General features: G+C 61.8%; 31 protein-coding genes. 16 read left to right on the forward strand and 15 right to left on the reverse strand.

All coding sequences use genetic code 11. The annotated features are described in order from the left end of the window. Positions 1 to 345: 345 nt before the first annotated feature. The 7 genes from map to B0H98_RS14245 all read left to right on the forward strand — a co-directional run bounded on the left by map (position 346) and on the right by B0H98_RS14245 (position 8,215). Positions 346 to 1,137, forward strand: a complete 792-nt coding sequence (gene map / locus B0H98_RS14215; RefSeq protein WP_106375725.1) for a type I methionyl aminopeptidase — start codon at positions 346 to 348, stop codon at positions 1,135 to 1,137. Next, complete coding sequence (locus B0H98_RS14220; RefSeq protein WP_106375726.1) at positions 1,137 to 3,812, forward strand: [protein-PII] uridylyltransferase; 2,676 nt, start codon at positions 1,137 to 1,139, stop codon at positions 3,810 to 3,812. The genes map and B0H98_RS14220 overlap by 1 nt, the downstream gene beginning before the upstream one ends. Positions 3,813 to 3,944: 132 nt before the next feature. Next, a complete protein-coding gene (gene dapC / locus B0H98_RS14225) occupies positions 3,945 to 5,141 on the forward strand; it encodes a succinyldiaminopimelate transaminase (protein WP_106375727.1) in 1,197 nt (398 codons plus the stop codon). A 66-nt stretch (positions 5,142 to 5,207) separates the two neighbouring features. Next, positions 5,208 to 5,555, forward strand: a complete 348-nt coding sequence (locus B0H98_RS14230) for a Spx/MgsR family RNA polymerase-binding regulatory protein (protein WP_106375728.1) — start codon at positions 5,208 to 5,210, stop codon at positions 5,553 to 5,555. Between the two features lie 89 nt (positions 5,556 to 5,644). After that, entirely contained in the window at positions 5,645 to 6,670 is a 1,026-nt protein-coding gene (dapD, locus tag B0H98_RS14235; RefSeq protein ID WP_106375729.1) for a 2,3,4,5-tetrahydropyridine-2,6-dicarboxylate N-succinyltransferase, read from the forward strand. Continuing rightward, positions 6,657 to 7,829 carry a succinyl-diaminopimelate desuccinylase gene (dapE, locus tag B0H98_RS14240; RefSeq protein WP_106375730.1) on the forward strand — a complete coding sequence of 391 codons (1,173 nt, stop codon included), beginning with the start codon at positions 6,657 to 6,659 and terminating at the stop codon, positions 7,827 to 7,829. Before dapD ends, dapE begins: the two co-directional genes overlap by 14 nt. Continuing rightward, positions 7,829 to 8,215 carry a hypothetical protein gene (locus B0H98_RS14245; protein ID WP_208623622.1) on the forward strand — a complete coding sequence of 129 codons (387 nt, stop codon included), beginning with the start codon at positions 7,829 to 7,831 and terminating at the stop codon, positions 8,213 to 8,215. The genes dapE and B0H98_RS14245 overlap by 1 nt, the downstream gene beginning before the upstream one ends. A gap of 77 nt (positions 8,216 to 8,292) precedes the next feature. On the opposite strand, the gene B0H98_RS17275 is transcribed toward B0H98_RS14245, so the two are convergent. Beyond that, positions 8,293 to 8,844 carry a cold-shock protein gene (locus B0H98_RS17275; RefSeq protein WP_106375732.1) on the reverse strand — a complete coding sequence of 184 codons (552 nt, stop codon included), beginning with the start codon at positions 8,842 to 8,844 and terminating at the stop codon, positions 8,293 to 8,295. 110 nt (positions 8,845 to 8,954) lie between these two features. Between B0H98_RS17275 and B0H98_RS14255 the strand changes: the two genes are divergently transcribed. Beyond that, positions 8,955 to 9,203, forward strand: a complete 249-nt coding sequence (locus B0H98_RS14255; RefSeq protein ID WP_106375733.1) for a SlyX family protein — start codon at positions 8,955 to 8,957, stop codon at positions 9,201 to 9,203. Positions 9,204 to 9,227: 24 nt separating this feature from the next. Here the strand turns inward: B0H98_RS14255 and ald are convergent, their stop codons facing one another. The 7 genes from ald to radC all read right to left on the reverse strand — a co-directional run bounded on the left by ald (position 9,228) and on the right by radC (position 14,588). Continuing rightward, positions 9,228 to 10,343: an alanine dehydrogenase gene (gene ald / locus B0H98_RS14260; RefSeq protein WP_106375734.1), complete on the reverse strand. Its 1,116-nt coding sequence runs from the start codon at positions 10,341 to 10,343 to the stop codon at positions 9,228 to 9,230. 151 nt (positions 10,344 to 10,494) lie between these two features. Continuing rightward, on the reverse strand, positions 10,495 to 10,935 hold the full coding sequence (locus tag B0H98_RS14265) for an acyl-CoA thioesterase (protein WP_106375735.1): 441 nt from the start codon (positions 10,933 to 10,935) through the stop codon (positions 10,495 to 10,497). Between the two features lie 58 nt (positions 10,936 to 10,993). Continuing rightward, complete coding sequence (locus tag B0H98_RS14270; RefSeq protein WP_106375736.1) at positions 10,994 to 12,184, reverse strand: class I SAM-dependent rRNA methyltransferase; 1,191 nt, start codon at positions 12,182 to 12,184, stop codon at positions 10,994 to 10,996. A gap of 48 nt (positions 12,185 to 12,232) precedes the next feature. Next, positions 12,233 to 13,060: a bifunctional DNA-formamidopyrimidine glycosylase/DNA-(apurinic or apyrimidinic site) lyase gene (gene mutM / locus B0H98_RS14275; RefSeq protein ID WP_106375737.1), complete on the reverse strand. Its 828-nt coding sequence runs from the start codon at positions 13,058 to 13,060 to the stop codon at positions 12,233 to 12,235. A 178-nt stretch (positions 13,061 to 13,238) separates the two neighbouring features. After that, on the reverse strand, positions 13,239 to 13,394 hold the full coding sequence (rpmG, locus tag B0H98_RS14280; RefSeq protein ID WP_009098622.1) for a 50S ribosomal protein L33: 156 nt from the start codon (positions 13,392 to 13,394) through the stop codon (positions 13,239 to 13,241). Between the two features lie 26 nt (positions 13,395 to 13,420). Then, on the reverse strand, positions 13,421 to 13,657 hold the full coding sequence (rpmB, locus tag B0H98_RS14285; protein ID WP_038481085.1) for a 50S ribosomal protein L28: 237 nt from the start codon (positions 13,655 to 13,657) through the stop codon (positions 13,421 to 13,423). Between the two features lie 256 nt (positions 13,658 to 13,913). Further along, positions 13,914 to 14,588 carry a RadC family protein gene (gene radC / locus B0H98_RS14290; protein ID WP_106375738.1) on the reverse strand — a complete coding sequence of 225 codons (675 nt, stop codon included), beginning with the start codon at positions 14,586 to 14,588 and terminating at the stop codon, positions 13,914 to 13,916. 134 nt (positions 14,589 to 14,722) lie between these two features. Between radC and coaBC the strand changes: the two genes are divergently transcribed. The 6 genes from coaBC (at position 14,723) to B0H98_RS14320 (ending at position 19,869) form a co-directional block, all read left to right on the forward strand. Beyond that, the gene (coaBC, locus tag B0H98_RS14295; protein WP_106375739.1) at positions 14,723 to 15,970 is read left to right on the forward strand and encodes a bifunctional phosphopantothenoylcysteine decarboxylase/phosphopantothenate--cysteine ligase CoaBC; all 1,248 of its coding nucleotides are present in this window, start codon (positions 14,723 to 14,725) and stop codon (positions 15,968 to 15,970) included. Between the two features lie 42 nt (positions 15,971 to 16,012). Beyond that, entirely contained in the window at positions 16,013 to 16,471 is a 459-nt protein-coding gene (gene dut / locus B0H98_RS14300; RefSeq protein ID WP_106375740.1) for a dUTP diphosphatase, read from the forward strand. 31 nt (positions 16,472 to 16,502) lie between these two features. Next, positions 16,503 to 17,909: a phosphomannomutase/phosphoglucomutase gene (locus tag B0H98_RS14305; protein ID WP_106375741.1), complete on the forward strand. Its 1,407-nt coding sequence runs from the start codon at positions 16,503 to 16,505 to the stop codon at positions 17,907 to 17,909. Positions 17,910 to 17,969: 60 nt separating this feature from the next. Next, positions 17,970 to 18,869, forward strand: a complete 900-nt coding sequence (gene argB / locus B0H98_RS14310; protein WP_106375742.1) for an acetylglutamate kinase — start codon at positions 17,970 to 17,972, stop codon at positions 18,867 to 18,869. Between the two features lie 21 nt (positions 18,870 to 18,890). Next, positions 18,891 to 19,499: a nucleoid occlusion factor SlmA gene (gene slmA, locus B0H98_RS14315; RefSeq protein WP_106375743.1), complete on the forward strand. Its 609-nt coding sequence runs from the start codon at positions 18,891 to 18,893 to the stop codon at positions 19,497 to 19,499. 70 nt (positions 19,500 to 19,569) lie between these two features. After that, a complete protein-coding gene (locus tag B0H98_RS14320; RefSeq protein ID WP_106375744.1) occupies positions 19,570 to 19,869 on the forward strand; it encodes a hypothetical protein in 300 nt (99 codons plus the stop codon). Positions 19,870 to 19,944: 75 nt separating this feature from the next. Here the strand turns inward: B0H98_RS14320 and rpoH are convergent, their stop codons facing one another. The 4 genes from rpoH to ftsY form a co-directional block, all read right to left on the reverse strand. After that, positions 19,945 to 20,811 (reverse strand): RNA polymerase sigma factor RpoH, encoded by an 867-nt coding sequence (rpoH, locus tag B0H98_RS14325; protein ID WP_106375745.1) that lies wholly within the window; start codon positions 20,809 to 20,811, stop codon positions 19,945 to 19,947. A gap of 206 nt (positions 20,812 to 21,017) precedes the next feature. After that, complete coding sequence (gene ftsX / locus B0H98_RS14330) at positions 21,018 to 22,073, reverse strand: permease-like cell division protein FtsX (RefSeq protein ID WP_106375746.1); 1,056 nt, start codon at positions 22,071 to 22,073, stop codon at positions 21,018 to 21,020. Next, positions 22,070 to 22,738: a cell division ATP-binding protein FtsE gene (ftsE, locus tag B0H98_RS14335; protein WP_106375747.1), complete on the reverse strand. Its 669-nt coding sequence runs from the start codon at positions 22,736 to 22,738 to the stop codon at positions 22,070 to 22,072. Before ftsE ends, ftsX begins: the two co-directional genes overlap by 4 nt. Beyond that, positions 22,735 to 24,141, reverse strand: coding sequence for a signal recognition particle-docking protein FtsY (ftsY, locus tag B0H98_RS14340; protein ID WP_106375748.1), 1,407 nt, complete (start codon positions 24,139 to 24,141; stop codon positions 22,735 to 22,737). Before ftsY ends, ftsE begins: the two co-directional genes overlap by 4 nt. An 89-nt stretch (positions 24,142 to 24,230) precedes the next feature. On the opposite strand from ftsY, the gene rsmD reads away from it, so the two are divergent. Both rsmD and B0H98_RS14350 read left to right on the forward strand, forming a co-directional pair. Further along, complete coding sequence (rsmD, locus tag B0H98_RS14345) at positions 24,231 to 24,863, forward strand: 16S rRNA (guanine(966)-N(2))-methyltransferase RsmD (protein ID WP_106375749.1); 633 nt, start codon at positions 24,231 to 24,233, stop codon at positions 24,861 to 24,863. A 94-nt stretch (positions 24,864 to 24,957) separates the two neighbouring features. Beyond that, positions 24,958 to 25,152: a cell division protein ZapB gene (locus tag B0H98_RS14350; RefSeq protein WP_106375750.1), complete on the forward strand. Its 195-nt coding sequence runs from the start codon at positions 24,958 to 24,960 to the stop codon at positions 25,150 to 25,152. Here the strand turns inward: B0H98_RS14350 and B0H98_RS14355 are convergent. From B0H98_RS14355 to B0H98_RS14365, 3 genes are read right to left on the reverse strand one after another with little or no spacing between them, the layout of a single operon-like run. Next, on the reverse strand, positions 25,149 to 25,601 hold the full coding sequence (locus B0H98_RS14355; protein ID WP_106375751.1) for a GNAT family N-acetyltransferase: 453 nt from the start codon (positions 25,599 to 25,601) through the stop codon (positions 25,149 to 25,151). The two genes, B0H98_RS14350 and B0H98_RS14355, sit on opposite strands and share 4 nt — an antisense overlap. Next, the gene (locus tag B0H98_RS14360; protein ID WP_106375752.1) at positions 25,591 to 26,433 is read right to left on the reverse strand and encodes a hypothetical protein; all 843 of its coding nucleotides are present in this window, start codon (positions 26,431 to 26,433) and stop codon (positions 25,591 to 25,593) included. The genes B0H98_RS14355 and B0H98_RS14360 overlap by 11 nt, the downstream gene beginning before the upstream one ends. Next, positions 26,430 to 26,738 (reverse strand): BolA family protein, encoded by a 309-nt coding sequence (locus B0H98_RS14365; RefSeq protein ID WP_106375753.1) that lies wholly within the window; start codon positions 26,736 to 26,738, stop codon positions 26,430 to 26,432. Before B0H98_RS14365 ends, B0H98_RS14360 begins: the two co-directional genes overlap by 4 nt. Positions 26,739 to 26,774: the final 36 nt, after the last annotated feature.

Raw genomic sequence — 26,774 nt, forward strand, 5'->3', positions numbered from 1 at the left:
TTGACCGCGTCTAGCGCTGCCAGCGGCACCCGGGACCATGTGCCGGTGCATGTGTGTTTTCAAGGCTTGCTATTAAGCAGCGCGCCCAAACAAGCGCACTGCAGGTTGTTCGCCTCGCCATGATCGCCGACTCACGTTAAAGAAGCGAGCGAGCGATTGCAGGAAAGCGCGCGGCTTTATACCATAGATCCTTGCCAAGATGAAGCCACAGCCTGCGTAACGCGCAATATTTGCCGCGTGATACGGCTAATCAAGACGGTTACCTGCATACTGTCATTTACTACCTGTCATTCACTACCTGTCATGTACGACGACAGTCTGAATCTGAACCCATATCGAGAATTCATGAACGTTCCTATCAAGACACCTTCAGAAATCGAGAAAATGCGCGAAGCTGGGCGCCAGGCCGTCAGTGTGTTCGAAATGATCACGCCTCATATACAGGCGGGCGTCAGCACCGGCGAGATCGACCGACTGTGTCATGAATATATTGTCAATGAACTGGGCTCCACTCCCGCCCCGCTCAACTACCACGGCTACACCCACGCTACCTGCATCTCCTTGAACCATGTCGTGTGCCACGGCTTTCCGGATTTCAATAAGATCCTTAAAAACGGCGACATCATGAACCTCGATGTCACCGTCAAGACGCCAGACGGCTACCACGGCGACTCCAGCATGATGTTCATCATCGGCGACACCATCCAGGGCGAGCGGCTGTGCCGGATTACCCAGGAGTGCCTTTACAAGAGCATCGCGCTGGTCAAGCCTGGCGTGCGCCTTTCCGAGCTTGCCCGCGTCATCCAGAAGCACGCCGAAGGTCACGGCTACTCGGTGGTTCGCGACTTCTGCGGCCACGGCATTGGTGCAGACTTCCATGAAGACCCGCAGTTTCTGCATTACGACGGCTACGCGCCCGATGCGGATATCGCGCTGGAAGCGGGCATGTGCTTTACCATCGAGCCGATGATCAACGTGGGCGGCTACAAGACCAAGGTACTGCGCGATGGCTGGACCGCCGTCACCAAGGACAAGAGCCTTTCGGCGCAGTGGGAGCATACTCTGCTGGTGACCGAGACCGGGGTTGAAGTGCTGACCGCGCGCAGCGATGAAGACTTCAGTTTCCTGAACGCCTGATGCTTCTCCACCACTACCGGTTCGAACCGGACACGTCGCTTTACGACCTCGACGCCTTTCGCGAGGAACTTTCCGGTTCGCGCTCACCCATTGCGCCCTTCAAGACGGCGCTGCGCGAGCTTCAGGCGCGTCTGGACGAGCGCTTTCGCGCAGGTGCGGACATCCGTGACCTGGTACGCGGGCGCGCCTGGTATCTGGACCAGCTGTTGGCGATTGCCTGGGCACGCCACGCCTGGCCGGACGACGGTATCGCGCTGGTAGCGGTGGGCGGCTATGGCCGCGGCGAGCTGCACCCTCATTCGGATGTCGATCTTCTGCTGCTGCTTGAAGATGACGACGACACCGCCTACCGCGAACCGCTGACTGCCTTTATCACCTTTTTGTGGGATATCGGCCTGGAAATCGGCCACAGCGTGCGTTCGCTGAACGACTGCGAGCGCGAGGCGCTGGCGGATGTCACGGTGATTACCAACCTGCTGGAATCACGCCTGATCGCCGGCCCCGAAACGCTGCGGGAAAAGATGCGCGAGCGCCTGAGCGCCGAGCACGTCTGGCCGGCCGATCGCTTCTTTGAAGCCAAGTGGCAGGAGCAGATCACCCGCCACTACCGTTACAACAACTCTGAATACCATCTGGAGCCCAATCTCAAGAGCTCCCCCGGCGGGCTGCGCGATATCCAGATGATCGGCTGGGTGGCCAAGCGCCACTTCGGCACCGAACAGTACGCTGACATCGTGGCCAACGGCTTCATGAACGATGCCGAGCTGCGCATCCTGAGCCAGGGTCAGGCGTTTCTGTGGCAGGTGCGCTACGCCCTGCACATGCTGACCGACCGCGCCGAAGACCGCCTGCTGTTTGATCATCAGCGCACCATCGCCGAGCTGTTCGGCTTTCGGGATACCCCCGAACGTCTGGCCGTCGAGCAGTTCATGAAGCGCTACTATCGCCATGTCACCGCACTTGCCGGGCTTAACGACATGCTGCTGCAGCACTTTGACGAAGTCATTCTGCGCGGCAAGCAAGCGCTTGAGACCGTGCAGCTCAACGAGCGCTTCGAGACCACCGGCGGCTACATTCAGGTGCGTTCGCGTTCGCTGTTCCGCGAACAGCCGGCGGCCATGCTGGAGCTTTTCCTGCTCATGGCCCGGCATCCGGAGATCGAGGGCGTGCGCGCTGACACCATTCGCCTGATTCGTGATCACCGCCACCAGATCGACGACCACTACCGTGACGACCCGCTTCACCAGCGGCTGTTCATGGAGATTCTGCGCGCCCCCGGCAACGTGCCACGCCAGCTGCGGCGCATGAACCGCTACGGCATTCTGGGCAAGTACCTGCCGGAGTTTGGGCGCGCGGTAGGGCTGATGCAGCACGACCTGTTCCATATCTATACCGTGGACGCCCACACCCTGCGCCTGCTCAAATTCCTCCACGGCTTTCGCAAGCCCGACGCCAAGGATGAGTTTCCGGTAGCTGCGGCGCTGATTCACCAGCTGCCCAAGCTGGATCTCTTGTGGATAGCAGGGCTTTTTCACGACATCGGCAAAGGCCGCGGCGGCGACCACTCGGAGATTGGCGCTCGGGACGTCGAGCAGTTCTGCCAGCGCCACCATATTTCCACCCACGACACGCGGCTGGTCAGTTGGCTGGTTGAGCATCACCTGCTGATGTCGATGACCGCACAGAAGCGGGATATCAGCGACCCGGACGTGATTCGCGATTTTGCCCTGGTGGTGCGCAACGAAGCCCGGCTTGACTACCTTTACGTGCTTACCGTCGCCGATATCAACGCCACCAACCCCACGCTCTGGAACGGCTGGCGAGCGTCGCTTTTGCGCCAGCTCTACGCCGAGACCAAGCGCGCCCTGCGACGCGGCCTCAAGAACCCGCCGGATCGCGACGCCTGGGTGCGGGAAACCCGCAGCGAGGCGCGCTCACTTCTGCGCAGCATCGGAATTGGCAGCGCCCAGATCGAACCGCTCTGGGAGTCGCTGGGCGAGGATTACTTCCTGCAGTACGCGCCCAGTGAAATCGTCTGGCAGACCCAGGGCATCCTGGCCCACAACGCTTCGCCGCTGCCGCTGGTGCTGATCAGTGCCCCCACCGCAGACATGGCCGAAGGCGGCACGAAGGTCTTCATCCATACCCGCTCGGTGGATGACCTGTTTGCCGCCACCGCCGCTGCCATGGAGCAGCTGGGACTCTCGATTCACGATGCGCGTATCGTCACCTCGCACAACAACTGGACGCTTAACACGTTCATCGTGCTGGATAGCCAGGGCCAACCGATTCGGGATCCAGAGCACATCGAGGAGATGCGCAGCCACCTTGTCGAGGAGCTGGACGACCCGGACGACTACCCGGAAATCGTTACCCGGCATACGCCGCGCCAGCTGAAGCATTTCAAGGTGCCTACCGAAGTGCTGATCGAGCAGGACCCGGCCAACGACCGCACCCTGCTGGAACTGACCGCACCGGACCGGCCGGGGCTTCTGGCCCGGGTCGGGCGCATCTTCATGGAGCAGGATATTGCTCTTTCGACCGCCAAGATCGCAACGCTTGGCGAGCGCGTGGAAGACGTATTCTTCATCACCACCAAGGCGGGAGAACCACTGACCGACCCCATGCGCCAGCAGCAGCTGCGCGAGCGGCTGATCGAAGTCCTCGGCGTGTAAACGCTTAAATACGCTTGTATGGCGCTTAAGTTTGAGCCCACTCCGGGGATTGTTATAATCGCTGCTTTACGCCTGCCGTTCTGAACACGCTTTGCAGGGCACGCTATCCAAAATGCGCTCAACGGACACACTATGAATCCTGATCTCGCCGCCCTACACCCCTATCCGTTCGAGAAGCTGGCCGCGCTGAAAGCCGAACTGACGCCTCCGGCACAGCTGACCCATATCCCGTTGACCATTGGCGAACCCCAGCATGCCCCCTACCCCGCAGCGCTTAAAGCCCTGACGGCCCATCAACTGGAGATGGCCCGCTACCCGGCCACCAACGGTCTGCCCGCACTGCGTGACACCCTGGCACAGTGGGCTACCCGGCGCTTTAACCTGGCAGGCCTTGATGCCGAACACCAGGTGCTGCCGGTGAACGGCACGCGCGAAGCCATTTTTGCGTTTGTGCAGGCCGCGCTGGACCGCACCCGCCCTGCCAAGGTCGCCGTGCCCAACCCGTTCTACCAGATTTACGAAGGCGCCACGCTGCTGGCCGGCGGCGCGCCCTTGTACCTTGACTGCACTGCCGAGAACGGCTTTCGCCCGGATTTCTCCACGATCAGCCCGGCCGCCTGGCGCGACGTACAGATCGTGTTCGTCTGCTCGCCGGGCAACCCGACCGGCGCGGTGAACTCGATCAGCGAGTTCAAGCAGCTGATTGCCCTGGCCGACGAGCACGACTTCATCATTGCTTCCGACGAGTGCTATTCGGAGCTCTATCTGGATGAAAGCGCACCGCCGCCCGGGCTCTTGCAGGCCTGCGCCGAGCTTGGCCGCGACGACTACCGCCGCTGCGTAGTGTTTCATTCGCTCTCCAAGCGCTCTAACCTGCCGGGCTTGCGCTCGGGCTTTGTGGCCGGGGACGCCGAGATTCTGGCGCCGTTCAAGCGCTACCGCACCTACCACGGCTGCGCCATGTCGCTGCCGGTACAGCACGCCTCCATCGCCGCCTGGCAGGATGAAGACCACGTGCGCGCCAACCGCGACGCCTACCGCGAAAAGTTCAGCGCGGTAACGGACGTGCTGACGCCGGTGATGGACTTCCCCACGCCGGAAGCGAGTTTCTACCTGTGGCCCGCCGTACCCAATGGTGACGATATCGCGTTTACCCAGCGTCTCTACACCGAGCAGCACGTGAGCGTACTGCCGGGCAGCTTGATGGGCCGGGCCGACGCTCAGGGCATCAACCCGGGCGCAGGCCGGCTGCGCCTTGCGCTGGTAGCCGAGCTGGCCCCCACTCTCGAGGCGGCCCAGCGTATCCGGCAGTTGATTGAACGCGGCTGACCGGGACGGGTTACCCCATACACTTGAGCATGCCGCTTACGGCACACAGCAAGCGAGTGAGGTTATATGTTCACGCTCTATATCATCGACACCTGCGATACGTGCCGCAAGGCGCGCAAGGCGCTGGAAGCAAACAGCATTCCCTTCAAGGCCCACGACCTGCGCAAGGACGGCCTGTCGGCCACCCTGCTGGAGCATATTCTGGAGCGCGTACCGCTTGCAGAGGCCATCAACAAGCGCAGCAAGACCTGGCGCGACCTTCCCCAGGAAGAGAAGGACGGCCTGGATGCAAACTCCGCTCGTCGACTGCTCATCGAGCACCCGACCCTGCTCAAGCGTCCGCTTCTGGATATGGGGGGCGATGCCATCAAGGTGGGCTACCGTGACGGCGATTACGATAATCTGAGCGCCTGACCGGGCGCTTTTACCTGATTTACTGCCATACACTGCTGGGCGCTGTTGACGCACCGCTGACAGCGCCATTAACCAAAGGATGAGATTTTATGCTGAGCTTTGCGCTTGGAATCGGCACGCAGAACACCCAGGGCGACTGGCTGGAAATTTACTACCCGGCACCGCTTTACAGCCCCCAGGAGAGCCTGGTGAGCGCCGCTCGCGAAGCGCTTGACGCGCCTGCCGGCAACGCGGCCGTCAGCTTCCTGCCGGAAGACTGCACTCGCCTTGCCAAAGCGCTTGAAGCCGCCGGCCACGCCGAGCAGGCCGAGCTTGCCGAATCGCTGGCGGAAAGCCAGCGCCCGCTGGTCGCCATGTTCCTGGAAAGCGACGAAGCGCCGCAAACTGCCCCCGAGGTGTACCTCAAGCTGCACCTGCTTTCGCATCGTCTGGTCAAGCCGCACGGCGTTGATCTGACCGGCATGTTTGGCCTGCTGCGCAACATTGCCTGGACCAGCGAAGGCGCCATCGATATCGAGGAGCTGCCCGCACGCCGCCTGAAAGCGCGCCTGGCAGGGCGTGCCCTGTCCGTCGACTGCGTGGATAAATTCCCCAAGATGACCGACTACGTCGTACCGACCGGCGTGCGCATTGCCGATACCGCGCGGGTACGTCTTGGCGCGCACCTGGGCGAAGGCACCACGGTGATGCATGAAGGTTTCGTCAACTTCAATGCCGGCACTGAAGGTCCCGGCATGATCGAAGGGCGCATCTCTGCGGGCGTCATGGTCGGCAAGGGCTCGGACCTGGGCGGCGGCTGCTCGACCATGGGCACCCTCTCGGGTGGCGGTAACATCGTGATCAAGGTAGGCGAAGGCTGTTTGATCGGCGCCAACGCCGGTATCGGCATTCCGCTCGGCGACCGCTGTACAGTAGAGTCCGGCTTGTACATCACCGCAGGTACTAAAGTGGCCTTGCTGGATGACCAGGGCAACGAAGTAAAAACCCTGGCGGCGCGTGAACTGGCCGGCCAAAACGATCTGCTGCTGCGCCGCAATTCTAAAAATGGCCGTGTCGAGTGTCTGACGAACAAGAGTGCGATTGCGCTGAACGAGGCGCTGCATGCCCATAACTGAGCCTGACACGCTGTCGCCCACGCTTCAGCTTGCCTTTGCGCTTTTAAGCCGTCCATCCGTCACGCCGGACGACGAAGGCTGCCAGGACGTCATGATCGAGCGCTTGAGTGCGCTCGGTTTTCATATCGAGCGTATGCCGTTCGGCGATATCAAGAACTTCTGGGCGGTACGCGGGCATCACGGCCCGGTCATCGCTCTGGCCGGCCATACCGACGTGGTCCCCAGCGGCCCCCCGGCTGGGTGGGAGTTTCCGCCGTTTTCGCCCTGTATCGACGAGCACGGCATGCTCTGCGGGCGCGGCGCGGCGGATATGAAAGGCAGCCTGGCAGCCATGGTCACCGCGGTCGAGCGCTTTGTCGAGCGCTACCCGGACCACGACGGCCGAATCGCCTTCTTGATCACCTCTGACGAGGAGGGCCCGGCGGTGGACGGCACTCGCGCAGTGGTCGAACAGCTTCGTGAGCGTAACGAGCGGCTGGATTACTGCATCGTGGGCGAGCCCTCCTCCACCGAGCGGCTGGGCGATGTGATCAAGAACGGCCGGCGCGGCTCGCTGGGCGGGGTACTGCATATTCACGGCATTCAAGGCCACGTGGCCTATCCGCACCTGGCGCGCAACCCGATTCATCAGGCGATGCCGGCACTCGATGCGCTGGTCAACGAGCACTGGGATGCGGGCAACGACTTCTTCCCGGCAACCAGTTTCCAGATCTCCAACCTGCGCGCCGGCACCGGGGCCACCAACGTGATCCCCGGCGATGTAGAAGTGGTCTTCAACTTCCGCTTCTCGACCGAAGTGACCCACGAGCAGCTCAAGGCGCGTACGGAAGCCATTCTGGCCCAGCACGGCCTCGAGTATCAGCTGGACTGGACGCTGAACGGCGAGCCGTTTCTGACCGCCGAAGGCGCGCTTGTAGAAGCGGCAATACGCGGCGTGGAGGCGGTGACCGGCAAGCGCCCGGCGCTTTCTACCAGCGGCGGCACCTCCGACGGGCGCTTTATCGCTACCCTGGGCGCTCAGGTGGTGGAGCTTGGCCCACTCAACGACACCATCCACAAGGTGAACGAGCGCGTACGCGCCAGCGACCTGGATGACCTGAGCCGCATCTACGAGGCAACGCTTCAGGCACTGCTGACAACCGATGAGGTAAGCGTTTGATGGATCGCTATCCGGATATTGAAGTGTATGTGGCAAGCGTCTCGCACGAGACGCTCAATGCCTGGCTTGCCGAGGCACTGCTGGCATCGCCGCTCTCCCCGGCGGGCAAGGGCAAGTGGAAGACCCGCGGCACACACCAGGGCGAGGAGGTGCCGGTACTGCTGGTGGAAAACGCCGCTGACGGCTTTTCAAGCCTCTGGTTCGATAGCGCACAGACGCCCTGGGCGACCGACCAGGAGTGCGCCCAGCACGCAGCCGTTGCCCTGCAAACGGAAATCCGCTGCTCGCTTGGCGGCTGGCACCCCGGTGCCGACCCCGACCGCTTCTGGCAGGTGCTGCCGGATGGCCGCGAAGGCGCTATCGAGTGGCCGGACTCAGGCCGTTAAACGCGCTAAACGAATCGACCCCGCCGGGGCGGGGTCGATGGGCATCACGCCAAAGGCGCTTTTGAACGTAGCGTTTTCTACTCGATGATACTGACGTCATCTGCCTGCAGACCACGGTCGTTCTTGATGACGTGGTAACGCACGATCTGACCTTCTGCCAACATGCGCGGGCCACGGCCGCGAATAGCGCGAAAGTGAACGAACACGTCTTCGCCGTTATCGCGGGTAATAAAACCGTAGCCCTTGTTGGTGTTGAACCACTTCACTTCACCCTCTTCCCGACCGTCATTGGGGTCGATGATATCTTCCTCTTCATCGTCCAGTTCTTCGACCGGCTGGGGGCGAGGTGCCGCCTTGGCACGAGCAGCCTCTGAACGCTCGACGCCGGCTGCGACGACCATTGGCGGTGCCAAAGCGGCAGAAGCCAATGTACCGATACACAAAACGATAAAACTTCCCAAGGCTACGGCGATATAGATACCGCTGACGCCACTGATGGCCAGTTCAGCCTGCCACAGTTCAGCCAGGGGTGCGTTGGTTAAATGAACAATCCCCGCCAGCAGAAGCGGCGTGGGGGCGGCTAGCAATACACTGATCAATAAACAGCGAAACACAACTTTTGGATTCATAGATGATAAAAGCTCTCTTGTTGTATGGGTAACAGACGAAGGACAATACCCGAACTGCCAGGCCCATTCCCGACAGTACCGGACATACTACACAAGGTTGCCATGTTACCATGACACAAGACTTTTCTCCTGCCGAGCTAACGCAACACCTTGAAGCGCTGGAAAGCCGGCTCGCCTACCAGGAACACTGGCTGGATACCCTTGATCAGGCGGTAGCCCAGCAGGAACGCCGACTTGAAAAACTCGAGCAGCTAAGCGTCCTGATGCGCGAACGCCTGCGCGAGCAGCACCAGGCCCTGCAGGATAACGATAGCCAGGGCGCAGGCCGCCCGGAAGACGAAGTGCCCCCTCACTATTAGAAGAGTCTGCTTCAACGTCAAGTATTAGCCAAGGGCACTTGCCGGGTCGTGGCACTCAAGGCCAAAGGCCTTTGCCACGGCCGGGTAGGTGATTTTTCCTGCGTGCACGTTAAGCCCCGGCAGAAAGTGGCGATCATCGCGCAGTGCCTGCTGCCAGCCCTGGTTGGCAAGGGCCAGCACGAAGGGCAGCGTGGCGTTGGTCAGCCCAAGCGTCGAGGTGCGTGCCACCCCGCCCGGCATGTTGGCCACGCAGTAGTGCACGATCCCATCCACCATGTAAGTAGGCTCAGCGTGAGTGGTGGGCCGACTGGTTTCAAAGCAGCCGCCCTGGTCGATGGCCACGTCCACCAGCACGCTGCCCGGCTTCATGTCGGCCAGCATGGCGCGCGTGATCAGCTTGGGGGCTGCGGCACCGGGAATCAGCACCGCACCAATGATCATGTCGGACTCGCGCACGGCGTGATCCAGCGCATCCGCCGTGGAGTAGACCGTCTTGATACGCCCCTGGTAGCGGTCATCCAGTACGCCCAGGCGTGCCAGTGACCTATCCAGAATGGTCACCTCGGCCCCCAGTCCCAGCGCCATGCGTGCAGCGTTCTCGCCGACCACGCCGCCGCCAATCACGGTGATCTTGCCAGGTGACACCCCCGGCACCCCGGGCAGCAGCACGCCGGAGCCGCCCTGAGCTTTCTCCAGGCTATGCGCTCCCGCCTGCACCGCCATACGCCCGGCCACGGTGCTCATGGGCGCCAGCAGCGGCAGACCGCCCTGGGCATCGGTGATGGTTTCGTAGGCGATGCAGGTCGCCCCGCTCTCCATCAGCCCACGCGTCAGCGCCTCTTCAGCGGCAAGGTGCAGATAGGTAAACAGCGTATGCTGCGGCGTCAATCGGGCGACCTCCTCCGGCTGGGGCTCCTTGACCTTCAGAATCAGCTCGGCACCTTGCCACAGCGCATCGATATCACCTTCGATCTGCGCGCCGGCCGCTTCAAAGTCGCCATCGCTGAAGCCTGCACCCTCACCCGCGCCAGCCTGCACAGTCACGGTATGGCCCTGGCCGACAAGTTCGCGCGCCCCGGTGGGGGTCAGCGCCACGCGGTACTCGTGGTTCTTGATTTCCTTGGGAACGCCAATCTGCATGGTGATCTCTCCTGAGCCAGAATATAAGTTCCTCTAGCATTACAGCACAGCGAGAGAGCGCCGCTAACGCATGGCCTTAAAACAGAAAAAACGCCTATAAAGGCGTTTTCATACAGCATTATTTAACGCGATGACACTCTTTAACAGGCATTTAGCTATCCTCTATCACCAGCACTGCGCCGTAGATTTTCTGATACTCATCGGGCAGACGCTTGGGCCGCCCGCTGGAAAGCGCGATGCAGGCAAACCGGGTGCGCGCGTTCAGCAGGGTCTTGCCATCCTCGCGCCGCTTGAGCTGAAAGCGGCGCGTCAGGGTAAAGCGCCCGTCGCATTCGACGATCCAGGTGGCGAGCGCCAGCTCGTCACCGGCAAACGCCGGGGCCAGGTAGTCAAGCTCGTGACGATGCACCGCCATGGCGCGATCCAGTTCGCGGTAGCGCTCGATGGAGAGCCCCAGCGCTTCAGAGTGAGCCCAGCTGATCTGCTCGACCCAGCGCAGATACTCGCTGTTGTTCACGTGCCCGTAGGCATCGATCGAGGCACGCTCGACGAGAATATCGATCACGTAGGGATCTGGCAGTGCCCACTCCATAAGCCTCTCCTGTATCGCGCGCCCGCCTATGCCAGCGCGGGCTTAGGCTTGGCGCTGATTAATCGCGAAACACTCGAACGCCCAATGCCTTCAGGTACGCGGTTTCCGGAATCGCCGGGTGTACCGGATGATCCGGCCCCTGATGGCCCTGGAAGATCACCTGGCCGTGGCGGTCCTGATGGCGTACCGCGCCGCGTACTACATCTACCAGACGATCGCTTGCCAGGTGCATGGAGCAGGATGCCGAGAGCAGCAGGCCGTCGCGGCCCAGCAGGCGCATGGCCTCGCGGTTCAGGCGTGCATAGGCGCGCTCGCCGTTGGGAATGTCCTTGCGCTTCTTGATGAACGCCGGCGGATCCAGAATCACCACGTCGAACTGTTCGCCGTCGGCTTTCAGAGCGGCCAGCGCTTCAAAGGCGTCGCCTTCGCCAATCGCCACCTGCTCGGCCACGCCGTTGAGTTCAGCGTTGCGGGCCACCTGCTCAAGCGCCGGGCCGGAAGCATCGATGCACAGCACTTCGCTTGCGCCGCTGGCCGCGGCCTGCACGCCCCAGCCGCCAACGTAGCTGAACACGTCCAGCACACGCTTGCCGGCCACCTGGTTGTTCAGCCACGCGCGGTTTTCGCGGTGATCGAAGAACCAGCCGGTCTTCTGGCCATTGAGCACCGGCACCACGAAGCGGGTACCGTTCTCTTCGATGATGACTTCATCAGGCAGCGTGCCCTTGACCACGTCAACGTGGGCTTCCAGGCCTTCCTGACGGCGCCCGCCGGTATCGTTACGGAAGACGATCACCTCAGGCTTGATGACTTTCTCGAGCGCATCGACGATTTCATCGGCCAGGGCCTGCATACCCGCGGTGTTGAGCTGCACGACCAGCACATCGCCAAAGCGGTCGATCACCAGCCCCGGCAGAAGATCACCTTCGCCGTGAATCAGGCGATAGAACGGCTTGGCGTAGAGACGCTCACGCAAGGCCAGAGCCTGGTTGAAGCGATGCACGAACAGTGAGCGGTCAAGGCGCATTTCCGGGTCGCGGGACATCACGCGCCCGGCAATCAGCGAATGCGGATTGATGTAAGCAACCCCCAGCGTTTTACCGTTGGACGCCTCCACCAGCGCGGCCTCGCCGGGGGTAAAGTTCTTGAGCGGCGTTTCCTTGATATCCACTTCGTTGGAGTAGATCCACAGATGGCCGGCTTTCAGGCGGCGATCGGCGTTTTTATTCAAGCGCAGGCGTTGGGTCACAACAGTCTCCAAAAACGTAGACAACAAAATAGGGGGTGCGGCCAGCGCTCATCGCTGGCAGACGGGGCAAAATACGCTGGCACGCTGGCCAAGCGTAATACGCTGAAGCGCTGCCCCGCAGCGTAGACAGGGCTCGCCCTGACGCCCATAGACATTCAGCCGCTGGGCAAAATAACCCGGCTCGCCCTGGCCGCTGACAAAATCGCGCAGCGTGGTGCCGCCCTGGGTAATCGCCGCCGCCAGCACTTCCTTGACGGCGGCGGCAAGCGCCTCATAGCGCGCCACGGAGATACGCCCGGCCGCGCGGCGCGGGTCGATACCCGCCATGAACAGCGCTTCCGACGCGTAGATATTGCCCGCCCCGACGACCACGCGGTTATCCATCAAAAAGGGTTTGACCGCCATGCGTTTACCGCGTGAAAGCGTATACAGCCAGCGGCCGTCGAACGCATCGTCCAGAGGCTCCGGCCCAAGGTGTACCAAACGGCGATCCGCCGTGCCATCGCCCAGCTGCCAGTCAACGAAGCCAAAGCGCCGCGGGTCGTGATAGCGCAGCACGTGTCCATTGGCGGTTACCACGTCAATATGGTCGTGTTTCTTGGGAATATCACCTACCTGGGCAATCCGCAGGCTGCCCGACATGCCCAGATGCCACAGGAGCGTGGCGTCACCGCTTGCCTGGTGCACCGGCACCTGAAGGTATTTGGCGCGCCGGGTCAGAGTACCGATGCGCGCGCCGATCAGGCGCTCGGCCAGATCGTCAGGCACGGGAATGCGCAGCCGCGGCTGGCGAACCAGCACCTCGGTGATTTCCTGGTCTTCAAGATAGGGGGCGACGCCGCGTTTGGTAGTTTCGACTTCGGGCAGTTCGGGCATGAAGGGGACCTGGTAACGATATCGGTACGTGCAGGGCGGGCAGGCAGGCACATCAAGTTCTTAAAAAGGTACTTAAAAAAGCCGCCTTGCGCAAAGCCCATACATGCAAAAACCCGGCGTGAGGCCGGGTTTTCAACAGGCGCTCGCCTGCGGTGAAAGCCGATCATCGCTTACGCGATTACTTGATCTTGGCTTCCTTGTAGATAACGTGCTTGCGGACCACCGGGTCGTATTTCTTGAATTCGAACTTGTCCGGGGTATTCCGCTTGTTTTTATCCGTGGTGTAGAAGTGGCCTGTACCGGCACTGGACACCAGCTTGATCTTATCGCGCATGGTTTAACTCTCCCAATAATGCTGTCTTAGATGGCGTCGCCGCGCTTACGGATATCAGCCAGAACCGTCTCGATACCTTTCTTGTCAATGATACGCATGCCCTTGGAAGAGACGCGCAGCTTGACGAAGCGGTTTTCGGATTCAACCCAGAAACGATGGGTGTGCAGGTTCGGCAAGAAACGACGACGTGTCTTACGCTGGGAGTGTGAAACGTTATTACCAGTTACCGGACGCTTGCCGGTAACCTGACATACTTTGGACATGAGAGCCTCCAACCGCTTGGCCAGGGTATAAGCCTGAGTGTTCAAAACTGTCGGGCAAACCGGAAGAGAGGGAGTCGACGCCGTTAACCGCCTAGCTGTGCCCAAATCCGTTATTCAACCCAAGTTTAAAGGTGGCACTTTATACCAGAGCACCCGGCCATCGACAAGCAAAACCATCCAAAAAGGCCAAAAAAAGCCGTTTTAGAGGCATTTGGTGGGTAAAGCCAACGCGATACGCCTGCTTTCCATCCACTGCTTATAGCCAGCCGCGCTCGGCAAAAGAGACCACGTCTCCATCTCCCACCACAAAATGATCCAGTACGCGCACGTCAAAGAGGCCAAGGGCCTCCTTCAAGCGTTCGGTGATACGACGATCAGCATCACTTGGCTCAGCCACACCGGAAGGGTGATTGTGAGCAAGGATAACGGCGCCAGCGCTAAGTTCTAATGCGCGCTTGGCAACTTCGCGGGGGTAAACGGATGCGCTGTCTAGGGTACCGCGAAACAGGGATTCATAGCGAATAATTCGGTGCTGTGTGTCCAAAAAAATTACCGCGAACTCCTCATGCCCCAAATGGCGCAGCTGAGAACTCAGGTAGTGGCGCACCAGCTCCGGCGAGGTTAGCGCGTTACCCCGAGCCAGCTGGCTTGCCAGATGACGCCGGGAAATCTCAAGCGTGGCCTGAAGTTGGGCAAACTTGGCGCTGCCAAGCCCGTGGGCGGCACAAAAGCTTGCCTGATCGGCTTCAAGCAGCGGACGCAGGCCGCCAAATGTACTCAGCAGGTCGCGCGCCAAGTCGACCGCCGAGCGCCCCTGCACGCCCACGCGCAGAAAAATCGCCAGCAGCTCAGCGTCTGAAAGCGTCTGCGCCCCCATGGTCAGAAGCTTTTCGCGTGGCCGCTCGCCCTCCGGCCAGTGATTGATCCCCATCTGCCCTCCTCACAGCATGAACGCCCTAAAAGCTCAGTAAACCTAGCTTAACCGTTATTCGCTTCAACATGCCAAATTAGCAGGACGGATGGTATGGTAAGCCTCCCAAAGAACGCTCATGTGGACTTCCTGCCATGGTTTCTGACACTCCATCGATAGCAACGCTTGCCGGCAAACGTATCCTTCTGGGCGTAAGCGCAGGTATTGCCGCGTACAAAAGCGCGCTGATCGTACGTCTGCTCAAGCAGGCGGGCTGCGAGGTACGCGTGGTGATGACCGATGGCGCCCAGGCGTTCATTACGCCGCTGACGCTTCAGGCCCTGTCCGGGGAGCCAGTGCGCACCTCGCTTCTCGACCCGGAGGCCGAAGCCGGCATGGGGCATATCGAGCTTGCCCGCTGGGCGGACCTGGTGCTGATTGCGCCCGCCACCGCCGACCTGATCGCCCGGCTGGTCAACGGCATGGCCGATGATCTACTCACCACGCTGTGCCTGGCCTGCGAAGCGCCCAAGCTGATTGCCCCCGCGATGAACCAGGCCATGTGGCGCCACCCGGCCTCCCAGCGCAATGCCCAGCAGCTGGCGCTGGATGGCTGGCAGTTGATCGGCCCGGCTTCGGGGGATCAGGCCTGCGGCGACGTCGGCCCCGGGCGCATGAGCGAACCCGAGACGATCGTTGACGCAGTGGCGAGCCACTTTACACGCGCCCTTGCCCCCAGCCGTGGCCCCCACGTGGTAATTACCGCAGGCCCCACCCGCGAAGCGCTGGACCCGGTACGCTATCTCTCCAACCACAGCTCGGGAAAGATGGGCTACGCCCTGGCCGCTGCGGCCGTGGCCCAGGGCGCCCGGGTGACCCTGATCAGCGGGCCGGTGGGCCTGCCCACGCCCCAGGGCGTCACGCGTATCGACGTTGAATCCGCGGTGCAGATGCATACCGAGGCTCTACGCCTGGCACCGGACGCCGCGCTGTTCATCGGCTGCGCGGCGGTCGCGGATTACCGCTCGGCCTCACCTGCAGAACACAAGCTTAAAAAACAGGAAGATAGCGACACACTGACGCTCACATTGATCAAGAATCCGGATATCATTGCCGAGGTCGCGGCGCTGCCTGCCGATAGCCGTCCGCTGGTAGTGGGATTTGCTGCGGAAACTCAACAGATCGAGCGCTACGCCGCCGACAAGCTCGCGCGCAAGAACCTGGACATGATCGTCGCCAACGACGTCTCACAGGCCGGCCTGGGCTTTGGCAGCGACGAAAACGCCGCGCTGCTGCTGTGGCGCACCGCCACGGGCATCGAGCAGCGCAGCGAGCCACCACAGCCAAAGACCCAGCTGGCCCAAGGCATCGTTCGCCAGGCGCTGACGCTACTCTCTGTTTAACCTACCGTTTTTAACACCCCTGCTTAATCCTGGAGTTTCTTCATGACGACCCGCCCCCGCCTGCAGTGCAAAGTGCTCGACGAGCGCCTGCGTGATCACATGCCGCACTACGCCACCGAAGGCTCCGCCGGCATGGACCTGCGCGCGCTGCTCGACGCGCCGCTGACGTTGCAGCCCGGCGAATGCCAGCTCGTACGCACGGGGCTTGCCATCTATATTGAAGATCCAGGCCTTGCGGGCATGATCCTGCCGCGCTCGGGCCTGGGTCACAAGCACGGCATCGTGCTGGGCAACCTGGTCGGCCTGATCGACTCGGATTATCAGGGCGAGCTGATGATATCGGTCTGGAACCGTGGGCAGGATGCCTTCACGCTTTCGCCCTTCGAGCGTCTGGCCCAGTACGTGCTTGTGCCCGTGGTGCAGGCCGAGCTTTCCATCGTTGACGCCTTTACCGATTCCACCCGGGGCAGCGGCGGTTTTGGCAGCACCGGCCGCCAGTAGCCCGCGCGACCCGTTTGACAGGACATAGCCCATGGACGTACCCGCTTCGATTTTTCGTGCCTACGATATCCGCGGCATCGTGGACAAGACGCTGAGCGAGTCCACCGCCGAATGGATAGGCCGAGCCATTGGCGCCGAGGCCGCGGCCCGCGGCGAGCAGAGCGTGATTGTTGCCCGCGATGGCCGGCTGTCCGGACCGGCCCTGCAAGCGGCGCTCATCCGTGGCCTGACGGCGGCCGGGCGCGACGTCATCGATATCGGCATGGTGCCTACCCCGGTGCTCTACTTCGCCACTCATACGCTGTCCGAGAGCCGCTCAGGCGTAGTGGTCACCGGTAGCCACAACCCGCCGGACTACAACGGCTTCAAGATCGTGCTGGCCGGCGAGACGCTATCCGGTGAGGCGATCAGGGCGCTCTTTACGCGCATCGAATCCAATGACTTGACCAGCGGCCAGGGTAGCGTGCGCACACTGGATATACGCGCGACCTACCTTGCCCGCATTCTGGATGACGTTCACGTCAAGCGCCCCTTGAAGGCGGTGGTGGACTGCGGCAACGGCGTGGCGGGCGAACTTGGCCCGCAGCTGATCGAACAGCTGGGGGTCGCCACCACCGCCCTGTTTGCCGAGATCGACGGCAGCTTTCCCAATCACCACCCGGACCCCGGAAAACCCGAAAACCTTCAGGACCTGATCAACAAGGTGCAGGAAACCGGCGCCGATATCGGGCTTGCCTTTGACGGCGACGGCGACCGCGTAGGTGTGGTCACGCCGCGCGGGCGGATGATCTACCCTGACCATCTGCTGATGGCGTTTGCCACGGACATGCTCTCGCGCAACCCGGGCGCCCGGGTGATCTTTGATATCAAGTGCACCGGCAATCTGGCCCGGGTCATCGAAGAGGCGGGCGGCGAACCCGAAATGTGGCGCACCGGCCACTCGCTCATCAAGGCACGCATGCAGGCGACCAATGCGCAGCTTGCCGGGGAAATGAGCGGACATATTTTCTTCAAGGAGCGCTGGTACGGTTTTGATGACGGGCTTTATGCCGCCGCACGTCTGTTGGAAATATTGGCGCTTTACCATGAAGATGCCGATGCGTTTTTCGACCGTTTCCCCCAGGATCCCAGCACGCCGGAAATCAATATCCCGGTCAGCGATGAAGAGAAGTTTGGCCTGATAGAAGCGCTTGCCCGCGAGGGCGACTTCGGCGAAGGTATCAAGACCACGCTGGACGGCATCCGGGTCGATTACCCCGATGGGTGGGGCCTGTGCCGGGCCTCCAACACGACCCCGGCCCTGGTACTACGGTTTGAAGGCAAGAGCATCGAAGCCCTGGCGCGTATAAGGGAGCGCTTTGCCGCCGCGCTGGCACGCGTGGCGCCAACGCTGGAGATTCCCGTCACGCCGATTCAGGCGCCGGCCACGATACGATAACAAGCGCCGTTCGCCGCGCGCCCTCCGGGTAAAAGAAAACAGCAAGCAAGGGACAACATCATGAATTCAGCCAGTCGCGACCCCAAGGTCGTTGTCGAAGTGCTTTCCGAAGCGCTTCCCTATATTCAACAGTTCTCCGGCAAGACCGTGGTGGTCAAGTACGGCGGCAACGCCATGACCGAAGATACGCTGATCAATTCGTTTGCACGCGATATCGTGCTGATGAAAGAGGTCGGCATCAACCCGGTAGTGGTACACGGCGGCGGCCCCCAGATCGGCAGCCTGCTGGAAAAACTGAACATCGAATCACGCTTTGTGAACGGCATGCGGGTCACCGACTCGCAAACCATGGACGTCGTGGAAATGGTGCTTGGCGGCCTGGTCAACAAGAGCATCGTGAACCTGATCAACCAGAGCGGCGGCAAGGCCATTGGCCTGACGGGCAAGGATGGCGCCCAGATCCGCGCCCGCCAGCTCAAGGTGGAACACCAGAGCCCCGAGATGACCGTGCCCGAGATCATCGATATCGGCCATGTCGGCGAAGTGGAGTCGATCTCCACCGACCTGATCGAAATGCTCGCTGCGCGTGATTTCATTCCCGTCATCGCACCGATCGGCGTGGACGGCGAAGGCCACAGCTACAATATCAATGCCGACCTGGTCGCCGGCAAGCTTGCCGAAGCACTCAACGCGGAAAAGCTGATGCTCTTGACCAACGTGGCGGGCCTGATGAACGGTGAAGGCGAGGTACTCACCGGCCTCAGCACGCTTCAAGTGGACGCCCTGATCGCCGACGGCACCATCTACGGCGGCATGCTGCCCAAGATCCGTTGCGCGCTCGACGCGGTGAAAGGCGGTGTCAACAGTGCGCATATTGTGGATGGGCGCGTTCCTCACGCAGTGTTGCTGGAAATCTTCACCAACGCTGGGGTAGGTACTCTTATCACTGACGCGAGCTAACCGCGACGGAGGGCTAACGTCATGAGTGACGACCGTAAACCTCGCCGCCGCGAGCAGATTCTTCAGGCGCTGGCCTTGATGCTGGAAGAAGACAGCGGAAAGCGCATCACCACGGCGGCCTTGGCCCGCCAGGTCGGCGTTTCCGAAGCCGCGCTTTATCGCCATTTTCCCAGCAAGGCGCGCATGTTCGAGGGTTTGATCGATTTTATCGAAGAAAGCCTGTTTGCGCGTATTACGCGGATTCTGGAAGACGTGCCCGACGCCACGGCGCGCTGCGGCACGATTCTGGCGCTATTGCTGGGCTTTGCCGAAAAGAATCCCGGGCTTGCCCGGGTCATGGGCGGCGATGTGCTGACCGGCGAAACCGCCCGCCTGCGCCAGCGCGTCCATCAGCTGTTCGAGCGCATGGAAACGCAGCTCAAGCAGATCATTCGCGAAGCCGAATTACGCGAAGGCCGCCGCCCCAGCATTCCCGCCTCGGCGGCGGCCAATTTGCTGATCGCCCAGGCCGAAGGGCGTATTTCCCAGTACGTGCGCAGCGACTTCAAACGCGCACCCACCGAGTACTGGGAAGATCAGTGGGCGCTGCTGGCAGGGCAATTATTGAGCGAAGCGCCTCAGCCTGCCTGACTCTGCAAGGTGGCCGACAGGCGGTCAGCCACCTTCCAGACCATGCCCCCATAGCCAAAGGACGGCGCTTTTGAACATTACCCACCTTGAACACACGGTTATCGCCCTGCTCTTTCAAGCCTTGTTCTGGCCATTGGTGGGCCGCTGGGTGGCGGGGTCGTTGATTGTCGCGGTCTTTCTGGGCCGCGAAATCGCTCAGCACGAGTACGCGGGCGGCGGCGCCAACGAAGTGTGGTACCTCTACGGGCTGTTCAATCACTGGTCGCTGGATTCGGTGCTGGATGTGCTGACACCGGCCATCGCTTGCACGGTGCTGGCGCTGCTGATGCCCGGCAGCCCGCTCTGGAAGCGGGTTAAAGCGCGCCGCTAGGCGCGCCATGCAGGTTATAAAAAAACCGGCGCTGCCAAGGCAGCGCCGGTTTTTTTTGAAGTACGCCAATCGTGCTTAGGCGGCGAGAGCGTCGCCCATCTTCTGACGCAGCTTCTTCATGGCGTTCTTTTCAAGCTGACGGATACGCTCGGCGCTTACGCCGTAAACATCGGCCAGATCGTGCAGCGTAGCCTTGTTATCGGTCAGCCAGCGGCGCTGAAGGATGTCCCGGGAGCGCTCGTCCAGATCCTTTAGTGCCAGCTGCAGACGGCGCGTCGAATCTTCTTCAAAGTCACTGTCTTCAAGCTTGGTCGCCGGGTCAGCCGAGGCGTCGTCCAGAAAGTAGGCCGGCGCCTGGTAGGTGCTCTCTTCGTCGTCGCTTGGCGAAGCATCGAAACCTGCATCGTAAGCCGAAAGGCGCCCTTCCATGTCACGCACGATCTCGGGCTTGACGTCGAGGTCCTTGGCAATTGCCGCGACTTCATCGTTGTTCAGCCACGCCAGGCGCTTCTTGGCACTGCGCAGGTTGAAGAACAGCTTGCGCTGAGCCTTGGTCGTGGCAATCTTGACGATGCGCCAGTTGCGCAGCACGAACTCGTGAATCTCGGCCTTGATCCAATGCACCGCAAACGACACCAGACGCACGCCCTGATTGGGGTCAAAGCGCTTGACGGCCTTCATCAGGCCCACGTTGCCTTCCTGAATCAGATCGGCCTGAGGGAGCCCGTAGCCTGAGTAGCTTCGGGCGATGTGTACCACAAAGCGCAGGTGCGAAAGCACCAGGCGGCGCGCAGCCTCTAGGTCGCCTTCATCGTACAGGCGGAACGCAAGCTCGCGCTCTTCTTCAACACTCAGCACCGAAATGCCGTTAACCGCTTGAATATAGCCGCCCAGGTCGTGACCTGGAGAAAGCTGTCCCACCGGTAGAAGACTAGTGCTCATGTGCAAACGGTCTCCCTATTGATCTGCCGTGACGGGCGAACGTGGTTGAAATCACACATTACGCCTCAATTAATCTGTAAGACCTTGTCTGCGTGACAAGGTTCACTTGTTTGCAGGCTTACTTGTTACCTTGAATGTGCCTGGACGACTGCGTCTCTCTCAGCTTAACCCGGTAGTGTTACCGTTAGCGGACACCCTGCTGAAACCTAGCGCGGGCGAATACTGGTCAGGTGACGCGTAACGGCAAGCCAGGCGCCCAGCCAGCCCAGCAGTGTACTGCAGGATAGCAAAATTGTGGCGCCTGTCATATCCAACTGCGGCAATGAGAAGCTTGCACCGTAGCTTGCCGCCAGTGCGGCTACGGGCAGCGACAGCCAGTGATTGCCCAGCCCAAGCAGGCCAAGGGCTAACAGTCCCCCGCCCAGGCCGTACCAGGCACCGCTGTACAGAAACGGCCGGCGCACGAAGGCATGGGTGGCACCAATCAGCATGACCACCTCGATTTCCCGCCGCCGGCTTTCCACTGCCAGGCGAATGGTATTGCCGACCACCAGCAGCACTCCGAGCCCGAACAGAACACCAAGCGCCAGCGCCACGCGCCGCCCAAGAGCTGCCAGATGCCGCAAGCGCTCGACCCAGGCCAGATCCACGCGCACTTCATCGACGCCGGCCAGAGCCTCCAGCGTACCGGCCAGCTGCTGCATGGCCGCGGGTTCCACACTTTGCGGGCGCACCACGATGCTGGCAGGCAGTGGATTATCGTCAAGTCCAGCCAGCGCGTCGTCCAGCCCCAGCGACTGCTGAAACTCCGCCATGCCCTGCTCGGCGCTGATCATACGGGTATCGAGCACCGCCTCTTCGGCGCTAACCGCCTGCTCGATACGCTCCGCCTGGGCAGTATCCACGGCGGTTTGCAGATACACCGTGAGCGTGGCGCTCTCATCTAGCTCGGCATCCAGCAGGCGGGCGCTATCCAGGGTCAGCCACAGGGCGGCGGGTAGCACCAGGGCAATCGCGATGGCAAGCATCGTCAGCAGATTGCCCACCGGGTGGCGCACCAGGCGGTAAAAGCTGTCCCAGCTCATGGCCCGGTGATGGCGACCCCAGGCACGCAGCCGGCTTGAAAAGCGCGTCTGATGGCTGTTGGCGCCCCCCCGCGACCGGGGTTTGGTTGCTTCCTGGCGAACAGGTGCGCGGGCCTTGGCCCTGGACGCCTTGGGTGCGGCCCCCTTGGGGCGCTTGGGCGTGGCTGAAGGCTTCATACGGCTCCCTCGTCGGCCACCAGGCGGCCATCGCGCAGGCGTAGAATGCGGTGGCGCAGGCGGGCAATCAGCGCCAGATCGTGGCTTGCAATCATCACCGTGGTGCCGATGCGATTGAAGTCTTCGAAAAGCCCCATGATGTCGGTGGAAAGCTGCGGGTCAAGGTTGCCCGTGGGCTCGTCGGCGAGCAGTAGCGAGGGCTTGTTGACCACCGCGCGGGCAATGCCCACCCGCTGCTGCTCGCCACCGGAAAGCTCGACAGGCAGCGCCTTTTCACGATGCAGCAGGCCGACCTTGTCGAGCGCGGCACGCACCCGGCGCGCCGTTTCACGCGGCTCGATTCCCTGAATTTCCAAGGGCAGCGACACGTTGTGAAACACGCTTCTATCAAACAGCAGCTGATGGTCCTGAAACACCACGCCGATCTGGCGGCGGTAAAACGGCACCTGGCTTGCGTGCAGCTGGGCAATATCGTGCCCGGCCACCATGACACGACCGCGACTGGGTTTTTCAAGGCGCATGATCAGGCGCAGAAGCGAGCTTTTTCCTGCCCCGGAGTGGCCGGTCAAGAACACCATCTCGCCGCGTTCGACGCGAAAATCCAGATGAGCCAGAGCTTCAAAACGCCCGCCGTAGCGCTTGCCCACATGCTCGAAAGCGATCATGCGCGGCCGTCATCCCCTTGGCGGTCAAACAGTGCGTTGACGAAGTCTTCCGCCTCGAAGGGACGCAGGTCGTCCAGGCCTTCGCCCACGCCGATAAAGCGAATGGGCGTTTTCAGCTGCTTGGCCAGGGCAAAGATGATCCCGCCCTTGGCAGTACCGTCGAGCTTGGTCAGCGTGATGCCGGTCACCGGCACGGCTTCGTTGAAGGTGCTGGCCTGGGAGATGGCGTTCTGCCCGGTGCCCGCATCCAGCACCAGCATCACTTCATGAGGCGCGGTATCGTCGAGCTTCTTCATCACCCGATGGACCTTTTTCAGCTCCTCCATCAGGTGGCTCTTGTTGTGCAGACGCCCGGCGGTGTCGGCGATCAGCACATCCACCCCACGCGCCTTGGCCGCCGCCACCGCGTCATAGATGACCGAGGCGCTGTCGGCACCGGTGTGCTGGGCAATGACCGGCACCTTGTTGCGCTCGCCCCACACCTTGAGCTGCTCGACCGCCGCCGCCCGGAAAGTATCACCGGCGGCGAGCATGACGCTCTTGCCTTCGCGCTGAAAACGCTGAGTGAGCTTGCCGATGGTAGTGGTCTTGCCCACGCCGTTGACCCCGACCACCAGAATGACGAAGGGTCCGTCCGCCTGGCGGTTCAAGTCCAGCGGTGTCGCCACCGGACCCAGCATGGCGGCAAGCTCCTCCTGCAGGCCACGGTAGAGCGCCTCGGGGTTGTTGAGCTCCTTGCGCGACACTCGCGCCTCGAGCCGCTCGATGATCTCGCTGGTCGCTTCGATGCCCACGTCCGCCATCAGGAGCTGGGTTTCCAGGTCTTCCAGCAGCTCGTCATCGATCTGCTTTTTACCCAGAAACAGATCGGCGATGCCGTCGGTCAGGTTGGCGCGGGTCTTGCCCAGGCCCGACTTGATACGCGCAAACCAGCCCTTCTTCTCAGCTGTCTCGGCAACCGGCTTCTCCTGCAAGGCAGGCTTGGTGCCGGCCTCTGCTACCAGAACAGGGGTGGGCTTTAGCTCCGGCTCGGGGTCGGGTGTCGGCTCGGACTCGGGTTCACTCTCTGGCGCTGACTGAATTTCCGGCTCAGGCTCAGGTTCGGGGGCAATCTCGGGCTCGGGCTCGGGCTCAGGGACTATTTCAGGCTCGGGCTCACTGTCAGGCTCAGGCGCCAGCTCAGGCTCAGGAGCGGGTTGAAGCGCTTGCTCGGAGGCCTTTTCAGCCTCGGGTGCCGGGATGGCGGCGTCTGCGTCACGCGCGGAGGTTTCCGGCGCTATCACCGGCTCCGGGGCGGGGAGTTCTTCGCCTGCTGGTGCCTGCGCGTCCTGGTCCTGCGGCGCTTGCTTGTTTACATCTTCCTGGGAGTCATGCTTTTTCTTACGCTTGAAAAAACCAAACATGGGGGCATCCGACTAAAAAGGTGAACATTGTGACCATCCTACCACCGCCAACCAAGACTTTGGATAAGCAGCCCGCTACAATCCACGATATGACACGACAACGCTCCTCTCGCTCCTCTTCTCGACCAGGCACTCGCCCAACTGCTGCGCGCGGCACACCCGCCAAGCCGCCGGGCAAGCTGCGTATTATCGGCGGTGATTACCGGCGCCGCCAGCTGCCCGTGCTCGACCGCCCCGGCCTTCGTCCCACGCCGGACAGAGTTCGCGAAACGCTGTTCAACTGGCTGGGCCAGGCCCTTTACGGCCAGCGCGTGCTGGACCTGTTTGCGGGTACCGGCGCCCTCGGCATAGAAGCGCTCTCGCGCGGTGCCGCTCAGGTCGACTTTGTCGAACGCGACAGCAGTGTGGCTGCGTATATCACTCAAAACCTGGCGACCCTTGGCGCTGCCCGTGGCCAGGTAGCCCCACGCGATGCGCTTGCGTTTCTCGAACAAGGCGCAAGCCCTTATGACCTGGTATTTCTCGACCCGCCCTTTCATCAAGCGCTTGCCGAACCCTGCTGCAACGCGCTGGAAGCCAAAGGGTGGCTTGCGCCTGACGCCATGATTTACCTGGAAACCGAGCGCTCGCTCACACCCAGGGTACCCGCCAACTGGCAACTGCATCGTGAAACCCAGGCGGGCGAAAGCACCGCCCGTCTCTACCGGCGGCAAACACCCTAAACAGCGCTTGCCGACAGCGGCTGCGAGCGTTACGCTCGCCTCATTCGCCCGGTGGGCACCTTAGTTGTTCGTTTTTTCAACCTTGGAGGTTTACATGAGCCTGGAACTGTTCAATCAGCTCGAACAGAAAGTCACCGATACGGTGGAAGCGCTGGAAATGATGAAGCTCGAAAACGAAGAGCTGCGTGATGAGAACGCCCAGCTCAAGCAGGAGCGCGAAGAGTGGGAACGCCGCCTGAACGGTCTTTTGAGCAAGTTCGAATCCAGCGACACCGGCAGCAACGCTTAATTCAGCACCAGCGACATCAGTAGCGCATCTTCACGCCCGGCGGTTTGATCGACAGCCGGGTAGTAGCCTTTGCGCTGCCCATCATGAACAAACCCGAAGTGTCGATAAAGCGCAATCGCCGCCTGATTACCGGCGCGCACTTCAAGCAGCAGACGCTCGCTTTGCCACTCACTCGCCTTGACCAGCACCGCCTGCATGAGCGCGCGACCCACCCCCTGATGACGACAGCTGGGCAGCACGCCAATGGCTTGAAGCTCTGCCTCGAACGGTAAGCGTGCCAGCAGGGCGTAGCCCACCAGCGTCTGCTCTTGAAAGCACCCAAGCACGCTACTGTCTGCGCGGGTAGCCATTAACGCTTCTTCAAGCAGGCTTGCGCTGACGCCACTCTGAGCCTGGGCTTCAAGCGCCGCCAACGGCGCGTAATCGCGTTGCGAAAGCTCAGTCACCATGTGGGGCGTCTTGTTTTGCACGTGCCTGCCACGCTTGCGCCAGAGCGCTCAGCATCGGCCAGAGCGCGCGCTTCGCCTCACCGCTTTGCAGCAGATGTTCAAGCGCAGGTCCTTGCCAGAGCGGCAGTGCCAGCGTCTGGCTTTGCGCATCCTGCACATTCAGCACGCGCAGGGTATCGGCAACGCTCTCGCTCTCTGCTCCCCCCCACCAGAGAACGCGCTCAAGCGCCCACTGCTTACGGCTGGCACTGCCGGCAATAAACGCCGAAAGCCCCTCGCGGGCCTCTTCCAGCGGCTCTTCCACGGCAAAGGTGTTGGCCATGGGCGGCCACTTGAACTGCGTGACCTCCGTTACGTCCTGCTCGATACCCGCAGCCAACAGCAGATTGCCCAGCAGGCGCTGCGCCTGGGGCGTGAGTTCGCCGGGGTGCAGGCTCAGCCAGCGATTGCCGATACACACGCAGGAGAGCGTAAAGTGCAGCGGTCTGGCAGGTGTCGCAGGTGAAGGTCTGGCAGCCGGCTCGACAGGCTTTTCAGCCTCCTGAGTGGCCGGCACTTCGGGCGCCGGCTGGCCAAGCAGTGCGCGCACCGCGGAAGGCGATGCCGAGGCGGGCGGCGGCTCGGCCTGCCGGGGTCTGGCGGGTTCAGCACGCGGAGCCGGGGCGTCGTCCAGCAGCGCCTGGAGGCGCTCGCGCGGCGGCGGCGCGGCTTGTGGCGTCTCATCCCACTCGCAGGCCTCGGTGGGCCGCGCATTGGGCAACTGATAGCGCGCCACCCACCCGGTAATGCCCATGGCATCCAGATAGTGGCGCCTTGCAACCTCCGGTGTCACTGGCCGCCGCCACGGCAGTTGGGCGAGTCCGGACGTTCACCGCCGCGCGCCTGCCACTCTGCAGGCGTATAAAGATGCAGCGCCAGGGCGTGTACCGGGCCCGACAGTTCGTCGGCCAGCAGGGCGTAGATCTTCTGGTGGCGCTTGACCGGCATCAGACCGTCGAAGCTCTCGCTTACCAGCGTCACCTTGAAGTGGGTTTCGGCGTTGGCGGGCACATTGTGCATATGGCTTTCATTCTCCACACGCAGCACGTCCGGCGTCAGCGCCGCCAACTTCTGCTCGATCTGTGCTTGCACTGTCATGCAGATTCTCCTCGACATTCAACGTTGTTATTGTAC

The sequence above is a fragment of the Vreelandella songnenensis genome (assembly GCF_003002925.1).
GTDB classification, from domain to species: domain Bacteria; phylum Pseudomonadota; class Gammaproteobacteria; order Pseudomonadales; family Halomonadaceae; genus Vreelandella; species Vreelandella songnenensis.

Coding starts and splice junctions, on each gene's coding strand:
- map (WP_106375725.1), top strand. CDS start 346: ATGAACGTTCCTATCAAGACACCTTCAGAAATCGAGAAAATGCGCGAA.
- B0H98_RS14220 (WP_106375726.1), top strand. CDS start 1,137: ATGCTTCTCCACCACTACCGGTTCGAACCGGACACGTCGCTTTACGAC.
- dapC (WP_106375727.1), top strand. CDS start 3,945: ATGAATCCTGATCTCGCCGCCCTACACCCCTATCCGTTCGAGAAGCTG.
- B0H98_RS14230 (WP_106375728.1), top strand. CDS start 5,208: ATGTTCACGCTCTATATCATCGACACCTGCGATACGTGCCGCAAGGCG.
- dapD (WP_106375729.1), top strand. CDS start 5,645: ATGCTGAGCTTTGCGCTTGGAATCGGCACGCAGAACACCCAGGGCGAC.
- dapE (WP_106375730.1), top strand. CDS start 6,657: ATGCCCATAACTGAGCCTGACACGCTGTCGCCCACGCTTCAGCTTGCC.
- B0H98_RS14245 (WP_208623622.1), top strand. CDS start 7,829: ATGGATCGCTATCCGGATATTGAAGTGTATGTGGCAAGCGTCTCGCAC.
- B0H98_RS17275 (WP_106375732.1), bottom strand. CDS start 8,844: ATGAATCCAAAAGTTGTGTTTCGCTGTTTATTGATCAGTGTATTGCTA.
- B0H98_RS14255 (WP_106375733.1), top strand. CDS start 8,955: ATGACACAAGACTTTTCTCCTGCCGAGCTAACGCAACACCTTGAAGCG.
- ald (WP_106375734.1), bottom strand. CDS start 10,343: ATGCAGATTGGCGTTCCCAAGGAAATCAAGAACCACGAGTACCGCGTG.
- B0H98_RS14265 (WP_106375735.1), bottom strand. CDS start 10,935: ATGGAGTGGGCACTGCCAGATCCCTACGTGATCGATATTCTCGTCGAG.
- mutM (WP_106375737.1), bottom strand. CDS start 13,060: ATGCCCGAACTGCCCGAAGTCGAAACTACCAAACGCGGCGTCGCCCCC.
- rpmG (WP_009098622.1), bottom strand. CDS start 13,394: ATGCGCGATAAGATCAAGCTGGTGTCCAGTGCCGGTACAGGCCACTTC.
- rpmB (WP_038481085.1), bottom strand. CDS start 13,657: ATGTCCAAAGTATGTCAGGTTACCGGCAAGCGTCCGGTAACTGGTAAT.
- radC (WP_106375738.1), bottom strand. CDS start 14,588: ATGGGGATCAATCACTGGCCGGAGGGCGAGCGGCCACGCGAAAAGCTT.
- coaBC (WP_106375739.1), top strand. CDS start 14,723: ATGGTTTCTGACACTCCATCGATAGCAACGCTTGCCGGCAAACGTATC.
- dut (WP_106375740.1), top strand. CDS start 16,013: ATGACGACCCGCCCCCGCCTGCAGTGCAAAGTGCTCGACGAGCGCCTG.
- B0H98_RS14305 (WP_106375741.1), top strand. CDS start 16,503: ATGGACGTACCCGCTTCGATTTTTCGTGCCTACGATATCCGCGGCATC.
- argB (WP_106375742.1), top strand. CDS start 17,970: ATGAATTCAGCCAGTCGCGACCCCAAGGTCGTTGTCGAAGTGCTTTCC.
- slmA (WP_106375743.1), top strand. CDS start 18,891: ATGAGTGACGACCGTAAACCTCGCCGCCGCGAGCAGATTCTTCAGGCG.
- rpoH (WP_106375745.1), bottom strand. CDS start 20,811: ATGAGCACTAGTCTTCTACCGGTGGGACAGCTTTCTCCAGGTCACGAC.
- ftsX (WP_106375746.1), bottom strand. CDS start 22,073: ATGAAGCCTTCAGCCACGCCCAAGCGCCCCAAGGGGGCCGCACCCAAG.
- ftsE (WP_106375747.1), bottom strand. CDS start 22,738: ATGATCGCTTTCGAGCATGTGGGCAAGCGCTACGGCGGGCGTTTTGAA.
- ftsY (WP_106375748.1), bottom strand. CDS start 24,141: ATGTTTGGTTTTTTCAAGCGTAAGAAAAAGCATGACTCCCAGGAAGAT.
- rsmD (WP_106375749.1), top strand. CDS start 24,231: ATGACACGACAACGCTCCTCTCGCTCCTCTTCTCGACCAGGCACTCGC.
- B0H98_RS14350 (WP_106375750.1), top strand. CDS start 24,958: ATGAGCCTGGAACTGTTCAATCAGCTCGAACAGAAAGTCACCGATACG.
- B0H98_RS14355 (WP_106375751.1), bottom strand. CDS start 25,601: ATGGTGACTGAGCTTTCGCAACGCGATTACGCGCCGTTGGCGGCGCTT.
- B0H98_RS14365 (WP_106375753.1), bottom strand. CDS start 26,738: ATGACAGTGCAAGCACAGATCGAGCAGAAGTTGGCGGCGCTGACGCCG.